The sequence below is a fragment of the Aeromonas sp. FDAARGOS 1408 genome (assembly GCF_019048665.1).
GTDB lineage: Bacteria > Pseudomonadota > Gammaproteobacteria > Enterobacterales > Aeromonadaceae > Aeromonas > Aeromonas dhakensis.
On the sequence record NZ_CP077394.1, the window covers coordinates 4350629 to 4366129 of the forward strand.

At 39.6% G+C, this 15501-nt stretch carries 13 protein-coding genes; all 13 read left to right on the top strand.

The window, feature by feature from the left end; genetic code table 11:
- Positions 1 to 27 precede the first annotated feature (27 nt).
- The 13 genes from I6L38_RS20150 to I6L38_RS20210 all read left to right on the top strand — a co-directional run bounded on the left by I6L38_RS20150 (position 28) and on the right by I6L38_RS20210 (position 15491).
- Positions 28 to 1128, top strand: coding sequence for a glycosyltransferase family 8 protein (locus I6L38_RS20150; RefSeq protein ID WP_043170567.1), 1101 nt, complete (start codon positions 28 to 30; stop codon positions 1126 to 1128).
- A 1303-nt stretch (positions 1129 to 2431) separates the two neighbouring features.
- Positions 2432 to 3478: a glycosyltransferase gene (locus I6L38_RS20155; RefSeq protein WP_226009258.1), complete on the top strand. Its 1047-nt coding sequence runs from the start codon at positions 2432 to 2434 to the stop codon at positions 3476 to 3478.
- A gap of 33 nt (positions 3479 to 3511) precedes the next feature.
- Positions 3512 to 4816, top strand: coding sequence for a nucleotide sugar dehydrogenase (locus I6L38_RS20160; RefSeq protein ID WP_043170568.1), 1305 nt, complete (start codon positions 3512 to 3514; stop codon positions 4814 to 4816).
- Between the two features lie 23 nt (positions 4817 to 4839).
- Entirely contained in the window at positions 4840 to 5673 is an 834-nt protein-coding gene (locus I6L38_RS20165; protein ID WP_005306700.1) for a glycosyltransferase family 2 protein, read from the top strand.
- A 41-nt stretch (positions 5674 to 5714) separates the two neighbouring features.
- A complete protein-coding gene (gene rfbF, locus I6L38_RS20170; protein WP_005306697.1) occupies positions 5715 to 6488 on the top strand; it encodes a glucose-1-phosphate cytidylyltransferase in 774 nt (257 codons plus the stop codon).
- A complete protein-coding gene (rfbG, locus tag I6L38_RS20175) occupies positions 6449 to 7552 on the top strand; it encodes a CDP-glucose 4,6-dehydratase (RefSeq protein WP_174704169.1) in 1104 nt (367 codons plus the stop codon). The genes rfbF and rfbG overlap by 40 nt, the downstream gene beginning before the upstream one ends.
- Positions 7549 to 8112, top strand: a complete 564-nt coding sequence (locus I6L38_RS20180; RefSeq protein ID WP_080760857.1) for a dTDP-4-dehydrorhamnose 3,5-epimerase family protein — start codon at positions 7549 to 7551, stop codon at positions 8110 to 8112. The genes rfbG and I6L38_RS20180 overlap by 4 nt, the downstream gene beginning before the upstream one ends.
- The gene (locus tag I6L38_RS20185; protein ID WP_043170569.1) at positions 8109 to 9332 is read left to right on the top strand and encodes a methyltransferase C-terminal domain-containing protein; all 1224 of its coding nucleotides are present in this window, start codon (positions 8109 to 8111) and stop codon (positions 9330 to 9332) included. Before I6L38_RS20180 ends, I6L38_RS20185 begins: the two co-directional genes overlap by 4 nt.
- Positions 9329 to 10435: a DegT/DnrJ/EryC1/StrS aminotransferase family protein gene (locus I6L38_RS20190; protein WP_216988880.1), complete on the top strand. Its 1107-nt coding sequence runs from the start codon at positions 9329 to 9331 to the stop codon at positions 10433 to 10435. The genes I6L38_RS20185 and I6L38_RS20190 overlap by 4 nt, the downstream gene beginning before the upstream one ends.
- Before the next feature lie 19 nt (positions 10436 to 10454).
- A complete protein-coding gene (locus I6L38_RS20195) occupies positions 10455 to 11234 on the top strand; it encodes a cephalosporin hydroxylase family protein (RefSeq protein WP_052248702.1) in 780 nt (259 codons plus the stop codon).
- A 112-nt stretch (positions 11235 to 11346) separates the two neighbouring features.
- Entirely contained in the window at positions 11347 to 12426 is a 1080-nt protein-coding gene (locus I6L38_RS20200; protein WP_043172350.1) for a class I SAM-dependent methyltransferase, read from the top strand.
- Between the two features lie 146 nt (positions 12427 to 12572).
- On the top strand, positions 12573 to 14441 hold the full coding sequence (locus I6L38_RS20205) for a nucleoside-diphosphate sugar epimerase/dehydratase (RefSeq protein WP_226009259.1): 1869 nt from the start codon (positions 12573 to 12575) through the stop codon (positions 14439 to 14441).
- Between the two features lie 93 nt (positions 14442 to 14534).
- Positions 14535 to 15491 carry a hypothetical protein gene (locus I6L38_RS20210; RefSeq protein ID WP_043170571.1) on the top strand — a complete coding sequence of 319 codons (957 nt, stop codon included), beginning with the start codon at positions 14535 to 14537 and terminating at the stop codon, positions 15489 to 15491.
- The last annotated feature ends 10 nt before the right edge of the window (positions 15492 to 15501 follow it).

A 15501-nucleotide genomic window follows, 5' to 3' on the forward strand; every position in this document is an offset into this window, starting at 1 on the left:
GTTTCAATAGCTGAGTTAGGTAATGATATGAGAAAAATAATTCATTCTGCTTTCTGTATTGATGATTCTTTTGCTGTTCACCTAGCGGCCCTAATACATAGTTTAGGGAAACACCTCAGTCATGACCTTCAACTACAATGTCATGTTCTAGCCAGGCTGAGTGAGACAAATAAATTTAAGCTATCAAAGCTAGAGTCAGAAAACTTAGTTATTAAGTTTTATGATAATCTACCAGATTATAAAGATATTCCCATCAGTAACCTCTATAATAATAGGTTGAATGAAGTCACCTATTATAGATTTGCGATCCCACATATTTTGAAAAGCATTGATAAAGTTTTATTTATCGATTCCGACATGATTGCTCTGGGAGATATCAGCCCGCTTTGGTCGATAGATATGGGGGATGCAATCGTTGCCGTTGTATCTGATCACATATTGGGATGTGATAAGAAAAAACAACTGATGCGAGGAATATCCTCAGGAAAGTATTTCAACGCAGGCTTTATGCTAATGAATCTCGATAAATGGAGAGACAAAAATATCAGTGAACAAGCATTGCGCTTACTGATTGAGAATAATGGCTTTGAGCATAATGATCAGGATGCATTAAATATTGTTTTAGAAAACAAGACGGTTTATATCGATAACAAATGGAATGCCCAGCCCAATCATCTTGCGCAGAATAATTCTCTACCCATTTTGGTACACTTCTGCGGTCAGGAGAAACCTTGGCATATATATTCTAATCATCCCTTTAAAGGTAGTTATTTGGTGAGTCGCAGAGAGACTGATTATGCTAATGAACCGTTGCAGTCATACCTTGATGATCATGACATTGAAATATTGTCTAGGTTAAGGCTTTCATTCCCTGATGGAGCACGTATAGGTGTTTGGGGAGCTGGGCAAAGAGGGCGTAGGTTGTGTCATGAAATATTAACAAATATGACATCATATTCTATTGAATGCCTTGTCGACAAGGTTGTAGTTGGCGATTTTATGGGGGTAGAAATAAGAGAGTGTCTTGTCGATATAAGTTCAATTGATGTAGTGATAGTAGCATCACTTCCGCATCGTGAAGAAATAATAGAAGAAATTAAATCGAAGTTTGGAATTATGTATATATGAGGGCTTGTCCAATGGCGGTCAATAAATTAATATTTATCGTTGAGTGTCAGATTGAGCTAATATGACAGTCGTCATCACCTTTGTTTTATTAAGAGTTATTAATTCTCGAAGGAGTTTCAGTGACATATCGTTCAATCCGTTATCTAAGTTTAGGGGAGAGATTCCCTCAGCTATAAACTAGTTTTTGCATGAAGAACGTTTATAATTAGTTGTTATTTTTACTTACCAGTACTCATCTCATGTGGGCCTTGGTGGATCAGAGTGAGAGTAATGAAGGCAGCACCTTTCTATTAGTGTATTACTTTTCTTACGCTCCGCTTCTGTCAGTGCAAGAGGCATATCAACAGTGGGTAAGATCTGCTAGAGCGGTGAGATGGTTGGAGTTATCTGGTTTTAATTATTGGTCATCATAGCCGGAGGTTACTTTGAGGAATCTGAAATAGATATTAAAAATGAGTCTGCAAGACTATGGGATAATACCTGATTTGTTAGGCTTGGATAGGTGATATTATTATCTACTCTACATTGCTACAATAATCTTTATGAATAGCTGCCACATGTCGTTCATGGTCACCGAAGGCACTACTTATAGAGACTCTGCTATTGAGCAGCTGGGACTATTAGAATCTCAGTTGCATGTAATGAAAAACTTCATTAATTAATTGCTTCGATGATGGCGTATACCAGGCTCTAGAAGTAACAGCACAAGCAGCAAGGCCGGCGATATTAATTAACGCATATCCAGGTGAGGTCCGACAGCTCATCTCATTATTAATACCAATAGTTATCAAGGCCCATGATGAAGGAAAATTAAAAATTCACCAGCATGAGGAGGAGACGAGAGTAGCAGACAACGGTTTCTCAAATCATTGTAACTCATGATAAAACAGGTGAATATTTGATGGTTATAATAACGCCAAGATCTGCCATATGCTACTGTAAAAAGAAGAAAAATCAAGCTATTATCTACACCATCTCAGTAAAGCATGCTCAATATTTACCACGTTGTTCATCATATATATAAGCAAGTTTATGGGACGTTTTTAAGAGCACAGTAAGCTTGTTGTTGTGATCCCACTTCGCTTATCGTTTTCTCATGATAAATGTCGGATTCCATTATATTTTATAAGACAGTCAACCAAGGATTCAGGGATGTAGCGATTATCTATTCTAGATAAAGCTTTATTTTTTGTTTGAAAACTTTAGAGGTGTTATGTTAAATATATGCGTAATTGCTTGCGTTAATCTAAAGACAAAAGGTCTAATTGGTGTAAGAAAAAAAATTTACGCGCAGAGCATTCATATGTCAAAGAATAACGTAAGCATTTCTCTATTGTGTATGGATGGCTCGGATATTATCTTGACTAATTTTGTTGATGGGAGAGAAACAGGGCGAGAAACGCTTTATCGTCATACCCCATATGGGGATGAAATTTTTTTCGAGAAGGTTGTGTATTTAATAAGAAAAGGAAAAATAAACGCTGACAGATGGTATATACGATACTGTGTTCTTAATGATCACTCATTGGCATTGCTTTCAAAAGTTGCAGCCGAAAAAGCTACTGTTTATTTTGAGATCCCAACATACCCATACAATGGTGAGCTGACAGATGAACAATTAGTAGTTGATGTTGAAAATCAAAAGATGATAACACCTTATGTTGCGGGTGTATTTTCTCCTTCATGTGAAGATGGAGATGTTTTTCTTGGGAGAAAAATAATAAAAACAGGAAATGGCGTCCAATTTCTTGATTTTAACAAAAGCCCAGTAAGAAAAAAAATTGATAAAGAGTTTAATCTTATTGGCGTAGCCTTTCTAGCTTTCTGGCATGGCTATGACAGAATAATTAAGTCACTCAAAGATTTTAAAATTAAAGTGCCAGATGTGCGATGTCGTTATTATGTTGTTGGTGAAGGACCAGAAAAAAATGAATTAATCAGAATTGCTGAGAAATATGATGTTATGGACATGGTTGAATTTTGCGGTTCTGTAGATGGTGATGATTTAATTGAGCTTTATAACAAAGCTCATTGTGGTGTTGCATGCTTAGGGTTGCACCGGCGACAAGGAAGAAATATTAAAACAGAGCCGCTAAAGGTCAGGGAGTTTATGGCTGCTGGACTACCATTTATTCTAAGTTATCAAGATAGCATTGATTTCTCAAATCTCCCAGGTGTTTATCGTGTAAGTGATGATGATGCTGACGTCGATTTGGTTAATATATTTAATCAATGTAAATCCTTTTATATATCAGATGCAGAACATATATTACGAGATTTTGCAAAAAACAACTTCGACTGGGGGGTTTTCATGAAGAATCAAGTTGATCGGATTGTTAATAACCAATAGAGATCTTGACCAATTATTTTTGGGTGGTTGGAAATGAAATATTCACTGTTGAAAAAAATTTACGATCGAGATGCTATCGTTGCTATTATTGGTCTTGGGTATGTAGGTTTGCCACTGGCGCTTTGTTTCTGTAATAAAGGTTTTAAAGTGATCGGATTTGATGTTGATCATGAGAAAACTGACATGCTTAAAAATGGGTTTAGCTATATTTCTCATATAAAAAGCTCAGAGGTAGTAGCCGCCGTTTCTGATGGCCTAAGCATATCTAACGACATCAGCGATACTCGTATTGCTGATGTCGTTATAATTTGTGTTCCTACGCCATTAAATAAACATAGAGAACCTGATATATCTTTTGTCATTAATGCGATTGATGGAGTAAAACCTTATCTGCACAGCGGCCAGTTAATATCTTTGGAGTCAACAACATACCCAGGTACTACGGAGGAAGAGCTACAGCCAAGAATAGAGTCGAAGGGGCTAACAATAGGGGAGGATATTTTTTTAGTGTTCTCTCCAGAACGGGAAGACCCTGCTAATCCATTTTATACTACCTCTACGATTCCTAAGGTGTGTGGGGGAATAACAATACATTGCTTAGACGTTGGTGTTGCCCTCTATCAGTCGATAATAGAAACAGTAGTCCCTGTATCAAGTACCCGTGTAGCAGAGATGACAAAACTATTAGAAAATATTCACCGAGCGGTCAATATCGGTTTGGTTAATGAGATGAAAATAGTTTCAGATAAAATGGGTATTGATATATTTGAGGTGGTTAAAGCTGCGGCAACCAAGCCGTTTGGCTATGCTGCATACTACCCTGGCCCTGGTTTGGGAGGGCACTGTATACCTGTAGATCCATTTTATCTTTCATGGAAGTCAAAGGAGTATGGGATACATACAAGATTTATTGAATTAGCTGGGGAAGTGAATGCCGCAATGCCCGATTGGGTTATTAGTAAAATTGTATTTGCATTGAATGAAAAATTTAAGTCCATTAAGGGTAGTAAAATTTTAGTATTGGGCGTTTCTTACAAAAAAAATGTAGATGATATAAGAGAGAGTCCGTCAATCCACCTAATGGATAAGCTATCTCGTCTGGGGGCTTTAATATCATATAGTGATCCTTATGTGCCGAAAATTGAGAATGTTAGTGAGTATCAAATGGCTATGAGTAGTATAAGTTTATCGGCTGAATCCATATCAGGCTATGATTGTGTTTTGGTTGCCACTGACCATGATGATTTTAATTATGATATGATAAAAATGTGCTCTCAATTAATCGTTGACACCAGAGGTCGTTTTATTGAAGATGGTGATTTGGTTATACGAGCATAAATATAAAAGATAAGTGGGGCTTTATGTTTAAAGGGAGCGTAAGTGTTGGTCTACCAATTTTCAATGAGTATGAGTATATTGAGGAAACTATACAATCTCTTAAGCGACAGTCATGGAAAGATGTTTGCTTTTTGATATCTGATAATTGTTCAGATGATGGCACATTTGAGTTATGTCAGCAACTAGTTGCTGGTGATGCTCGTTTTAAATTATATAGGCAGGAAAAAAACATTGGTGCAATAGCTAACTTTGAGTTTCTTTTTAGAGAGGCGAATACAGAATTTTTTATGTGGCTTGGTGGGCATGATTATATATCAGATGGGTATATTGAGCGTGCAGTCCTTATGCTGATGGATCATGATGAGTTAAGCATGGTTTGTGGTGTACCATGTGCTGTTCGTGATGATGACGAAGTTGATGTAATGAGTGAGGCTATCTATCGTTTCAGCCCCAAAAGAATTGGTCGATATCTAGAGTCGGTAAGGTATATCAATAATTGTACTTTTTTTCATTCTGTCTTTAGACGTAATAACCTTGTTAATTTCGAATTTAGAAAAAAAACTGGAGCTGATAATGTTATTATTAGTCACCTTCTATGGTTTGGTAATGTCCATTTCATGGAGAATGAATTCTACTATCGGCGTTATTTTGAGCATAGGACTGAAACTCAATCAAAAAGAATATCTGGAAATGATGAGTATCTAAGCAAATATGATTATATTTGCTATTATCTTGATGATTTCGCCACGCTTTACCATGGAGATGAACGGATGAAATCTTATGTTGAGAATGAAATAATACATGCACTCCAGAAAAATCTTGGTGTACAAGCTTTAATGCCAAATGATTTAATCTAACCAAGTTTTAATTTAAATCATCTCATTATAGGTGGCATTTTATGAAAGCAATCATTCTTGCCGGTGGGTTAGGAACTCGAATCAGTGAGGAGTCACATCTTCGCCCAAAACCCATGATTGATATTGGTGGAAAGCCTCTCCTTTGGCATATTATGAAAATATATTCACATTATGGTGTTAATGATTTCATTATATGCCTTGGCTACAAAGGCTATGTTATAAAAGAATATTTTGCCAATTACTTCTTACATATGTCTGATGTCACCTTTGATATGCAGAATAATCGCATGGAGGTGCACCATAACCACGTAGAGCCCTGGCGCGTTACTCTAGTCGATACAGGTGAAGAGACTCTTACCGGTGGAAGGTTACGACGTGTGGCTGAATACGTAAAAGACGAATCGGCTTTTTGTTTTACCTATGGTGATGGGCTTAGTGATGTTGATATCGGTCAACTAATCGATTTTCACCAACGTCACGGCAAGATGGCGACCGTGACAGCCGTTTCCCCTCCTGGACGTTATGGTGCTCTGACACGAGCGGGTGACGTGGTGACAGGTTTTTCTGAAAAACCGCGTGGTGATGGGGGGTTGATTAACGGTGGTTTTTTTGTGCTTTCTCCAGAGATATTTCAGTTATTGGATGGTGACCAGTGCAGTTGGGAAGGACAGCCACTGGTGACGTTGGCCAATATGGGGCAGTTGATGGCATTTGAGCATCAAGGTTTTTGGCAACCAATGGATACGTTACGGGAAAAGAATCAACTGGAGGAGTTATGGGCCAGTCACAAGGCCGCTTGGAAGGTTTGGGTATGACACGGGGTGTTGATGCATCCTTCTGGAAGGGGAAGCGGGTGCTCGTTACCGGTCATACCGGATTCAAAGGTAGTTGGCTGACTATATGGTTACATCGTCTTGGGGCTGAAGTGACGGGAATTAGCCTCGCGCCCCATTCAACACCAAATTTATTTGAAGCTGCCGAGGTAGCGAAGATTTGTCGGCACCATATCTGTGATGTCTGTGCCCCGGGACATTTCGGGCCTCTGATTTTGGAGTCACAGCCCGAAGTAGTATTCCATTTGGCTGCGCAATCTTTGGTACGCGAAGGATATGCCGAACCTGCTCGAACATTCGAAATCAATCTGATGGGCTCCGTGTATCTGTTAGACGCGCTTCGGTCGTCAGATTCGGTCAAGAGTGTTGTCATGGTGACCACGGATAAAGTCTATTCCAACTTGGAATCCAACTGGCCTTATCGTGAGAGTGACCGTCTGGGGGGGCATGATCCTTACAGTGCGAGTAAAGCGGCTAGCGAGCTGGTAATCACCAGCTATCGTGATGCGTTCCTGGCTGCACGAGGCGTTGCGGTTGCAACTGCTCGGGCTGGTAATGTCATCGGTGGGGGCGATTGGTCCGCAGATCGCTTGATACCAGATGCAGTGCGGGCCTGGCAAGTCGGTCAGACGTTAGCTATCCGAAGACCCGAGGCGGTTCGTCCATGGCAGCATGTCTTAGAACCTGTTGCGGCCTATATGGTCTTGGCACAACGTCTATATCACGAGCCACGGTTGGCCGGGGCTTATAACTTTGGTCCAGACAGCCGGGATGCGGCAAGTGTGGCGCAGGTGGTTAATTTGGCTGCGCTCAGTTTTGGTCTATGCCAAGAGGCTTGGCGCTTGGTGGGAGATCCTGGACCTCATGAGACTGGTTGGTTAGCACTGGAAACTGCCAAAGCGCGTCATGCGCTGAATATTTTGCCTCGCTGGTCATTGTCGCAAGCTATTGAGCAGACTATGTGTTGGTATCGTGATTGGTATCAGGGAGCGGACGCTCGAGAGTTGTGTGAGCAACAAATTAGAGCCTATGAGGCTCAGCTATGAGCCGTTTTACCCTATTGTCCGAACCTTTGCCTGGCGCCAGATTGTTACAGCGTGAAGTGCGTGGTGACTCACGCGGTACTTTGAGCCGACTGTTCTGTGCCGAAGAGCTGGCAATGTTGGGGTGGAAATCATGTATTGCTCAGGTCAATCTGACATACACGTCGCGCTGTGGCACGATTCGAGGACTGCATTATCAACATCCGCCGTATGCCGAGAAAAAGCTGGTGACTTGTATTCAGGGACGTATCTGGGATGTGATCGTCGACATTCGAGCGGATTCTCCGACCTTTCTACAGTGGTACGCTGAGGAGCTCTCTGATGATAACCACCGTTCTTTGTTGATTCCAGAAGGGTTTGCTCACGGCTTTCAGACACTGAGTGACGAAGTTGAAATTCTCTATTGTCATTCGGCGGTTCATGTTCCTGCCGCGGAAGGTGGACTCTGTCCACTGGATCCACGACTTCAGATTTCATGGCCGCTGCCGATAACGGAAATATCCGTACGTGATCACCAGCATCCTGCATTAAACGACAATTTTCAGGGAATAGTAATTCAATGAGATGCCGACACTGCGATGCACCGTTGGTTCATAGTTTTCTCGATCTGGGCTTTGCTCCGCCCTCTAATGCATATTTGTCTTCTGATGATCTCTCTCGGCCCGAGGTGACGTTCCCATTACGTTTGCGAGTGTGTGACCAGTGTTGGTTGGTACAAACTGAGGATTTTGCCTCGGCAGATCAAATTTTTCATGCCGATTATGCATATTTTTCAAGTACTTCAAGCAGCTGGTTGGCTCATGCCGCTCTGTATTGCACGCGTATGCTCGATGAGTTATCTCTGACGCCCAAGAGTCATGTTGTTGAGATTGCGGCCAACGATGGTTATTTGCTTAAGAACTTTGTAGTGGCAGGTATACCTTGTCTCGGGGTTGAGCCTACCGCTGGCACTGCTGCCGTCGCAGAATCGCTTGGTATCCCGATCATCCGGGAGTTCTTCTCTGCCGAATTAGCCGAAAAGATGTGCAAACATGGTCAAGGTGCAGATCTGCTGATCGGCAACAATGTTCTAGCCCATGTTCCCAATATCAATGACTTCTGCCGTGGTTTGAAGCGATTGCTAAATTCTGGTGGAACCTTGACGCTGGAGTTTCCGCATTTGCTGCAACTATTGTTGCAGGTGCAGTTCGATACAATTTATCACGAGCATTTTTCGTATCTGTCATTGCGAACGGTGCGGCAGATTTTGGCTTCGGTTGGCTTGCTCGTGTTCCATGTCGAGTCTTTAGCGACCCATGGAGGAAGCTTACGAATTTTCGCCTGTCATGCTGATGAACAACGAGCCATTACTACGGCTGTTTCTGAGTGTTTGCGGCAGGAAGCCGTGGCTGGATTGTATCAGTTGGAGATTTATCAGACATTTCAAGCTCGGGCGGACTGTATCAAAAACGCTCTGCTTTCTTTCTTATTGGCGCAGCAAAAGTCTGGAAAAACTGTGGCTGCCTACGGTGCTGCGGCTAAAGGTAATACCTTGTTGAACTATGCGGGTGTTCGTCCTGATCTCATGCCCTATGTTTGCGATGCCGCTAGATCGAAACAAGGGCGCTTCTTACCTGGCAGTCATATTCCAATTATGTCTCCGGATGTGCTGATGGCTAATCCACCAGATTGTGTCCTGATTTTGCCTTGGAATTTGGCGGATGAAATCTGCCGCCAGCTGGCGCCACTGCGTTCTGCAGGTACTCGTTTTGTCGTCGCTGTCCCGAGTTTGGAGATTTTATGAGTGAGCGAATTTTATATACCAAGCCTTCTATCACCTCGTTGGAAATTAGTTACGCCACAGATGCGGCTGCCAATGGCTGGGGGGAGCGCTGTTACGAGTATATTGATCGTTTTGAGCGACTGTTCCGTGAATATTTGGGGGTTAAATATGCTATCGCTACCTCAAGTTGTACCGGGGCCTTACATATGGGGATGGCCGCGTTGGGTATCGGTGCTGGCGATGAGGTGATATTAGCGGATAGTAACTGGATTGCCAGTGTCACACCAGTGGTTCATCTGGGGGCGATACCTGTTTTCGTAGACATATTACCTGATTCTTGGTGTCTGGATCCTGAGTTAGTAGAGGCGGCGATCACTCCACGTACCAAAGCCATTCTTGCTGTACATCTATATGGCAATCTCTGCCACATGAGGCAATTGTTAGCCATTGGTGAGCGCTATGGCATTCCGGTGATTGAAGACGCCGCGGAGGCGATAGGTTCTGTGTTCCACGGACAACGCGCAGGCTCCATGGGACGTTTCGGTGCTTTCTCGTTTCATGGGACAAAAACCCTGACAACGGGTGAGGGCGGAATGTTCGTCACAAACGATGCTGAACTTTACGAACGTGTACTGACTCTGAGTAATCATGGCCGGGTTCGTGGACAGACTCGTCAGTTCTGGCCTGAGACTGTGGGTTATAAATACAAAATGTCGAACATTCAAGCAGCGATCGGTTGCGGTCAGATGGAACGGATTGAAGAGTTAGTTGCTCGCAAGCGACAGATATTGAATTATTATCGGGATGCTTTGTTGTCTTATTCTGGTCTAAGCATGAATCCAGAGCCAGATAATGGAGTTAATGGAGCTTGGATGCCAACGTTGGTATTTGGCTTATGTACAAATATTACGAGAGTTGATATTGAACATTTATTTCAATCGAAAGGCGTAGATGCCAGACCATTTTTTTGGCCGTTGAGTTCAACGCCACCATTTTCATCAAAAAATTCCACACCCAGATCATATTGCATTTCGACACGCGCAATTAATTTGCCGTCATATCATGATATGAGTGAGCAAAGCATTGATACAGTAGTTGGTATAGTAAAAAAAATTATGAGTTGAGATTGTGGAGCAATAATATATGAGACAAGACAAAATATTCCAAGAGCAATGTGTAGATGAAATTCGCCAAATGGCAGAATCTAAATCTCTTTGTGAGCTAACATCACGATGGATGTCTTTATCTTGTGAAAAAAAATATTCATATCATTTTCGTTGGGCTGGCCGACCAATTATTCAATATCCACAAGATATAGTCGCCATGCAAGAAATTATTTTTGATGTTAAACCAGATTTAATAATTGAAACTGGTATTGCTCATGGCGGGTCTATTATCTTTAGCGCAGCCATGCTTGCCCAGTTGGACTTGTTTGAAGCAATAGAGTCTGGCTCTACGATTGATCCTCGCCATAGTAAAAGGAAAGTGATTGGTATTGATATTGATATACGCGAGCATAATAGAGTACAGATAGATAGTCATCCTCTATCATCAAGAATACAAATGCTACAAGGTTCTAGTGTCGACGCTGAAGTCATTAAAAAGGTTTATGAAATAGCGGCTGGATATGAAAAAGTCCTACTCTGTTTAGATAGTAACCATACACATGATCATGTGTTAGCTGAATTAGAGGCATATGCAGGCCTTGTCAGCGTAGGTAGTTATTGTGTTGTGTTTGATACTATAGTCGAAGACCTACCAGAATCATTATCCAGTGATCGTCCTTGGGGGCCTGGGAATAATCCTAAAACAGCTGTTCACTCATTTTTAGCTAAAGATACTAGATTTGTAGTGGACGAGTTCATCGAAAATAAACTAATGATAACGGTTGCGCCCGATGGGTACTTGAAACGAATAAAATAATGTGGGGTTACAAATGTCTCTGGCTACCATAATTATACGATGACATTTCTAATAAATGGTATGACTCTAAACATGAAGTCTAATCGCCGAAATATTCAATCGTAGGTGTTTTATGGAATATATATGCCCGCATTGCAGCTCTAATGTTGAGTTGTATTTTCATTTGGATAACTCTCCTATTCTTCAAAATGTTTTATATGATTCAGAAAGTGAAGCAATAACATGCAATAGAATTGCAGTGGATTTTTACTACTGTAATTCTTGTTGTTATTTATTTAATCCATCATTTCGTGCAGATGATATTGCTTATGATGCTCGATACAATAACGACCAAATGTCTTCTCCGTATTATAGAGAGTATTTATCTGGGCTGGCTGATAAGTTGATTTCTGAATGTTCTCTGGGTGAATCATCTAGCGTTCTAGAGATAGGATGTGGGAGTGGATATTTTTTAAAGTTATTAATAGATAAGGTAAAGGTTACAAAAGTTTGTGGTTTTGATCCTGCTTATGATGGACAGTACGGGTTGTCTAATATAATCCACAAGGAATACTTTTCCAAAAGTGAGACGAAATACAATCTTGTTATTTTAAGACATTGTTTCGACTCATTTATAAATTGTCCGAATCTGATTGACTCCATAAGGGACTCAATAGCTGACGATGGCGTCATTTATATTGAATATACAGCACTTGAATACATAATGGATGCTGGTGATTTCAGCATGCTATACCATGAGTATCATAGTTATTATTCTCTTCTGTCTATTACAGGATTGTTAAAAAAATTTCATTTAAAAATAGATAGTGTATTTAACCTCTTCAATGGTCAATATTCTGGAGTTATCTGCAGCAAACTAAATGCTGGGGTTCTTGATTTCTCGGAAATATTAAAAATAATAAGTGAATATAAAAATATATTGATCTGGGGGGTATCTGGTAGAGCGGTGACCTTGATGAATCATTTATGTTTGAATAAGGATATAGTAAAATTCGGTGTCGATGTTAATATAAATAAACAGGGTAGGTATATTCCAGGGACTGGGCAAAGGATAATATCTCCAGCTGATGCGGTTTTATTATCGCCAGAATTAGTTATCATATCCAATTATAATTATTTAGATGAGATAATGTCAAATTTTGACTCGAATGTTCATTTCGTAACGTTTGATGGTCAGTTGCATGTTAAATAATTTTAATTGTCAGATGATTTGGCTAAACGTTCTGATTTTTATGTTAAGAACGTCAAGAACGCTGTGTAATATAGCAGGAGGATAGCAATCTATATGTTTAAACTTTATGCGGTAACTATATGATTGGACAGCCAGTAGTTCGCTCGGTGACAGAACAGATTGATATTTGGAATCATTTTAATGGGGGTAAATACATTGTTGGTTTTAATTTATTCTTCAATGCTATCGCGAATCAATCGATACAATTTTTGCGCGAGCTAAATACCTACAAAAATATTGATTGTGTTGCTATCGTTCATGAGCTGGATTTTAAAAAAAACTATGTTTGGTATATGAAAGAGTGTTGCGAGATTACTCTTGTTATATATAAAGACTCCGAGTTTGAAAGGCTATCACTGTTAGATGTTATCATTCTTGGTGAATCAAATTATGATCTCTTCTCTCGATTTCCCAGTTCAGTTGTAAAAGTTGGGTGCCAACATGGGATCGACATTGATATAAAGAAAACCATTGACGTATATGGTGGTGGTTTCTGCTTCGATTATATTCTTGGAATACGACATCATGTAGAGTCACCGAGCAACTCTTATATGAACAAGTTTCCAGAATGCATGCGATTTCACAAGCATCCGTTTGTGTGTGAAATCCCTTTTGGTCTTCCAAAGCTGGATGCTTTTTTCAATGCGGTTACATACTGCAAAAAACAAGATGCGATAATTTATCACCTTTCATACCTAGCGATAGAAAAATCGTGGGTGGTTGACTCTATTTTCCCAACATTAAAAAAATTACTTAACAACTTTCCTAATTATGAAATCATATTCAGACCTTATCATCTAGATCGTGGGCATGAGGTTATTCTCAGATGTATTGAATTAGGTTCTGGATTTGATAATTTCTTATATAGTGATTCAGATAATTATATTAGTGACTACTCTAGGGGTGTCCTAATGCTAACTCATAGGGAATATTCAATCCATTTATTCGAGTTAGCAACTGGAAGACCTACGCTTTTGCATTTGCCTGAATCTGAGTGTAGTGACATAAATGATAGAGAGCGATACTACGTATGTCATGAAAATAATTTAATTGCCACCATTAATAAATTGATATCAACTAATGAAGTTCAGTCTGTAGAAAAAAGAGCTGGAGTATGTCAATCAGTTGGAGTACATAACGCTGGAAACTCAGTAGGTTATTTTGTCGAAAATATTGAGTATATACTCACTGGAAAACCACATCCTGACTGGAATTATTATGACATAACGTTTTCAGAAAAAATTGACATGAGGGTATTCATTGGTTTGCATGTTTTATCGTGTAGGCCAGCGAATATATTTTTTATAGCTCTATCGTCTTGTGGAATGAATTATAAACAGGCACTTTTGTTCGCAGCTGATTCATATTCTCGGGTCACTCAGCTAAAGTTTTATTATTATAGGCATGCGCTAAAGTTTTTTTATCAGTTTGTTATAGATGAATGTTTGAGTCTTGAGCTTTCAGATAAAGCTATCGATTGGTGGTTGAGCAAAGGTCGGAATATTTTAGAGTTTATTCAAAATGAAATGATAGATAATCATGATTCACTCAATGATAGTGAATCATGGCTAAAAAATACCTATGACAAAAATCTTATTGTTACTAAATCAAACATGTCAAGAGATTTAAAAATAGTTAATCTCGCCACATTAAAACCTATATATTCAATCCGTAATGTGATTCTATTCGGTGCCGGGCAGTTTGCTTTAGACTTTATTGAGTGGAATTTAGAAGAAAAACGGGTAATTATAGTTGGTATTGTCGATTCTGACCCCCAAAAGCAAGGCTCATTTTTTTTAGGGAAGAAAGTCGGAGCGCCTCATGATTTAAATAATGCTTCGGCAGATGTGCTAATTTGTTCTCAGGCATATTTGCCGGAAATTTATTGTGACTTGGTTGATAAATATAAGTTTAAGAATGACATATTCACTTTTTCTGGTGATACATTTGCATTGTCATTTATGGATGTTTTGTGATGAGAGATTTTTTGTATACACTAATGCTTAAGATATTATTGTGTCTTGGGTTTGTGGGCTGACAATAGTTGATTTTAGTTATGAAGGATTATCATGAATACTGACTCTTTAAAGTCAAAAAGCATTGCATTTAGTTATCTTGAGTTTGGCTCGATTGATCCAGAACTTGGAAAAAAGACAGTATATGATTTCCGAACTAATGCTAAAGCATATGATTGGCTAATGCATGCTCGCTACTCGAATGATTTATTTTCGTATCATAGGATGATCCGACTTTTATGTAGCAATGAATTCAATGATATTGCCAATATATATGCCGATGAAATTCATCATGCTGACGATTTTGTTTTTAATTTAAATAAACTGATGGCGTTGGAGTTGATTGGTTCCTCTTTCTTTGAACTTGGCCAGACTTTACTTGGGTGCATCGATGGGATGGAGTTTATTCAGCAATTACAACTAGCTCTGGAATTGCCATCTATACAGGTCGATTTGTCTAGTATTAATTGGTTTGGTTATGATATTTCTCCATTTTTTAATTTAATGGCGAAGTTGATGCACGAAAAATACCAAGTAATTACAACTGATGCTTCCTCTGAACTACCCGTTAGTTATGATGTTTTTTTTGCCAAAGGCGTCACGTTACTTTATGCAATTCGGAGTGGCTCCGAGCTATTTGATTATATAAAAAACTCGAAAATTACTGTTTTTGACTATTCATTTAGTCTTGGCGCTGCAAAAGAAAGTTATATTGGGACAGGGAAGTTTGTTCGTTATTTAAGTAAAGATGAATTTGCTGAGGTTTATCAACGAATACTGCAAAGTGGAAAAGATATATGGGTTCGAGGTAATTCAAAGGCTGATCTTGATAGAGGACTATTTTACATGGAAGGTATTGTCGCTTGTGATGATTTGGCCTCGCAATTTATTCTTCGGCAGAATAAATGGATGGCATCATTCAGCGCTAAAAATCACGATTTGTATTCAACCTTGATTCATAATAAGAATGAAGAATATTGGCGCTGGGTGCGCTTGAGTAGCTTACTGTAAGCTTTTTGTT

What these genes read in the sequence shown, in the direction of transcription:
- I6L38_RS20190 (WP_216988880.1), top strand. Translation starts at nt 9,329, where the DNA reads ATGAGTGAGCGAATTTTATATACCAAGCCTTCTATCACCTCGTTGGAA.
- rfbG (WP_174704169.1), top strand. Translation starts at nt 6,449, where the DNA reads ATGGGCCAGTCACAAGGCCGCTTGGAAGGTTTGGGTATGACACGGGGT.
- I6L38_RS20185 (WP_043170569.1), top strand. Translation starts at nt 8,109, where the DNA reads ATGAGATGCCGACACTGCGATGCACCGTTGGTTCATAGTTTTCTCGAT.
- I6L38_RS20200 (WP_043172350.1), top strand. Translation starts at nt 11,347, where the DNA reads ATGGAATATATATGCCCGCATTGCAGCTCTAATGTTGAGTTGTATTTT.
- I6L38_RS20180 (WP_080760857.1), top strand. Translation starts at nt 7,549, where the DNA reads ATGAGCCGTTTTACCCTATTGTCCGAACCTTTGCCTGGCGCCAGATTG.
- I6L38_RS20195 (WP_052248702.1), top strand. Translation starts at nt 10,455, where the DNA reads ATGAGACAAGACAAAATATTCCAAGAGCAATGTGTAGATGAAATTCGC.
- I6L38_RS20210 (WP_043170571.1), top strand. Translation starts at nt 14,535, where the DNA reads ATGAATACTGACTCTTTAAAGTCAAAAAGCATTGCATTTAGTTATCTT.
- I6L38_RS20165 (WP_005306700.1), top strand. Translation starts at nt 4,840, where the DNA reads ATGTTTAAAGGGAGCGTAAGTGTTGGTCTACCAATTTTCAATGAGTAT.
- I6L38_RS20155 (WP_226009258.1), top strand. Translation starts at nt 2,432, where the DNA reads ATGTCAAAGAATAACGTAAGCATTTCTCTATTGTGTATGGATGGCTCG.
- rfbF (WP_005306697.1), top strand. Translation starts at nt 5,715, where the DNA reads ATGAAAGCAATCATTCTTGCCGGTGGGTTAGGAACTCGAATCAGTGAG.
- I6L38_RS20150 (WP_043170567.1), top strand. Translation starts at nt 28, where the DNA reads ATGAGAAAAATAATTCATTCTGCTTTCTGTATTGATGATTCTTTTGCT.
- I6L38_RS20160 (WP_043170568.1), top strand. Translation starts at nt 3,512, where the DNA reads ATGAAATATTCACTGTTGAAAAAAATTTACGATCGAGATGCTATCGTT.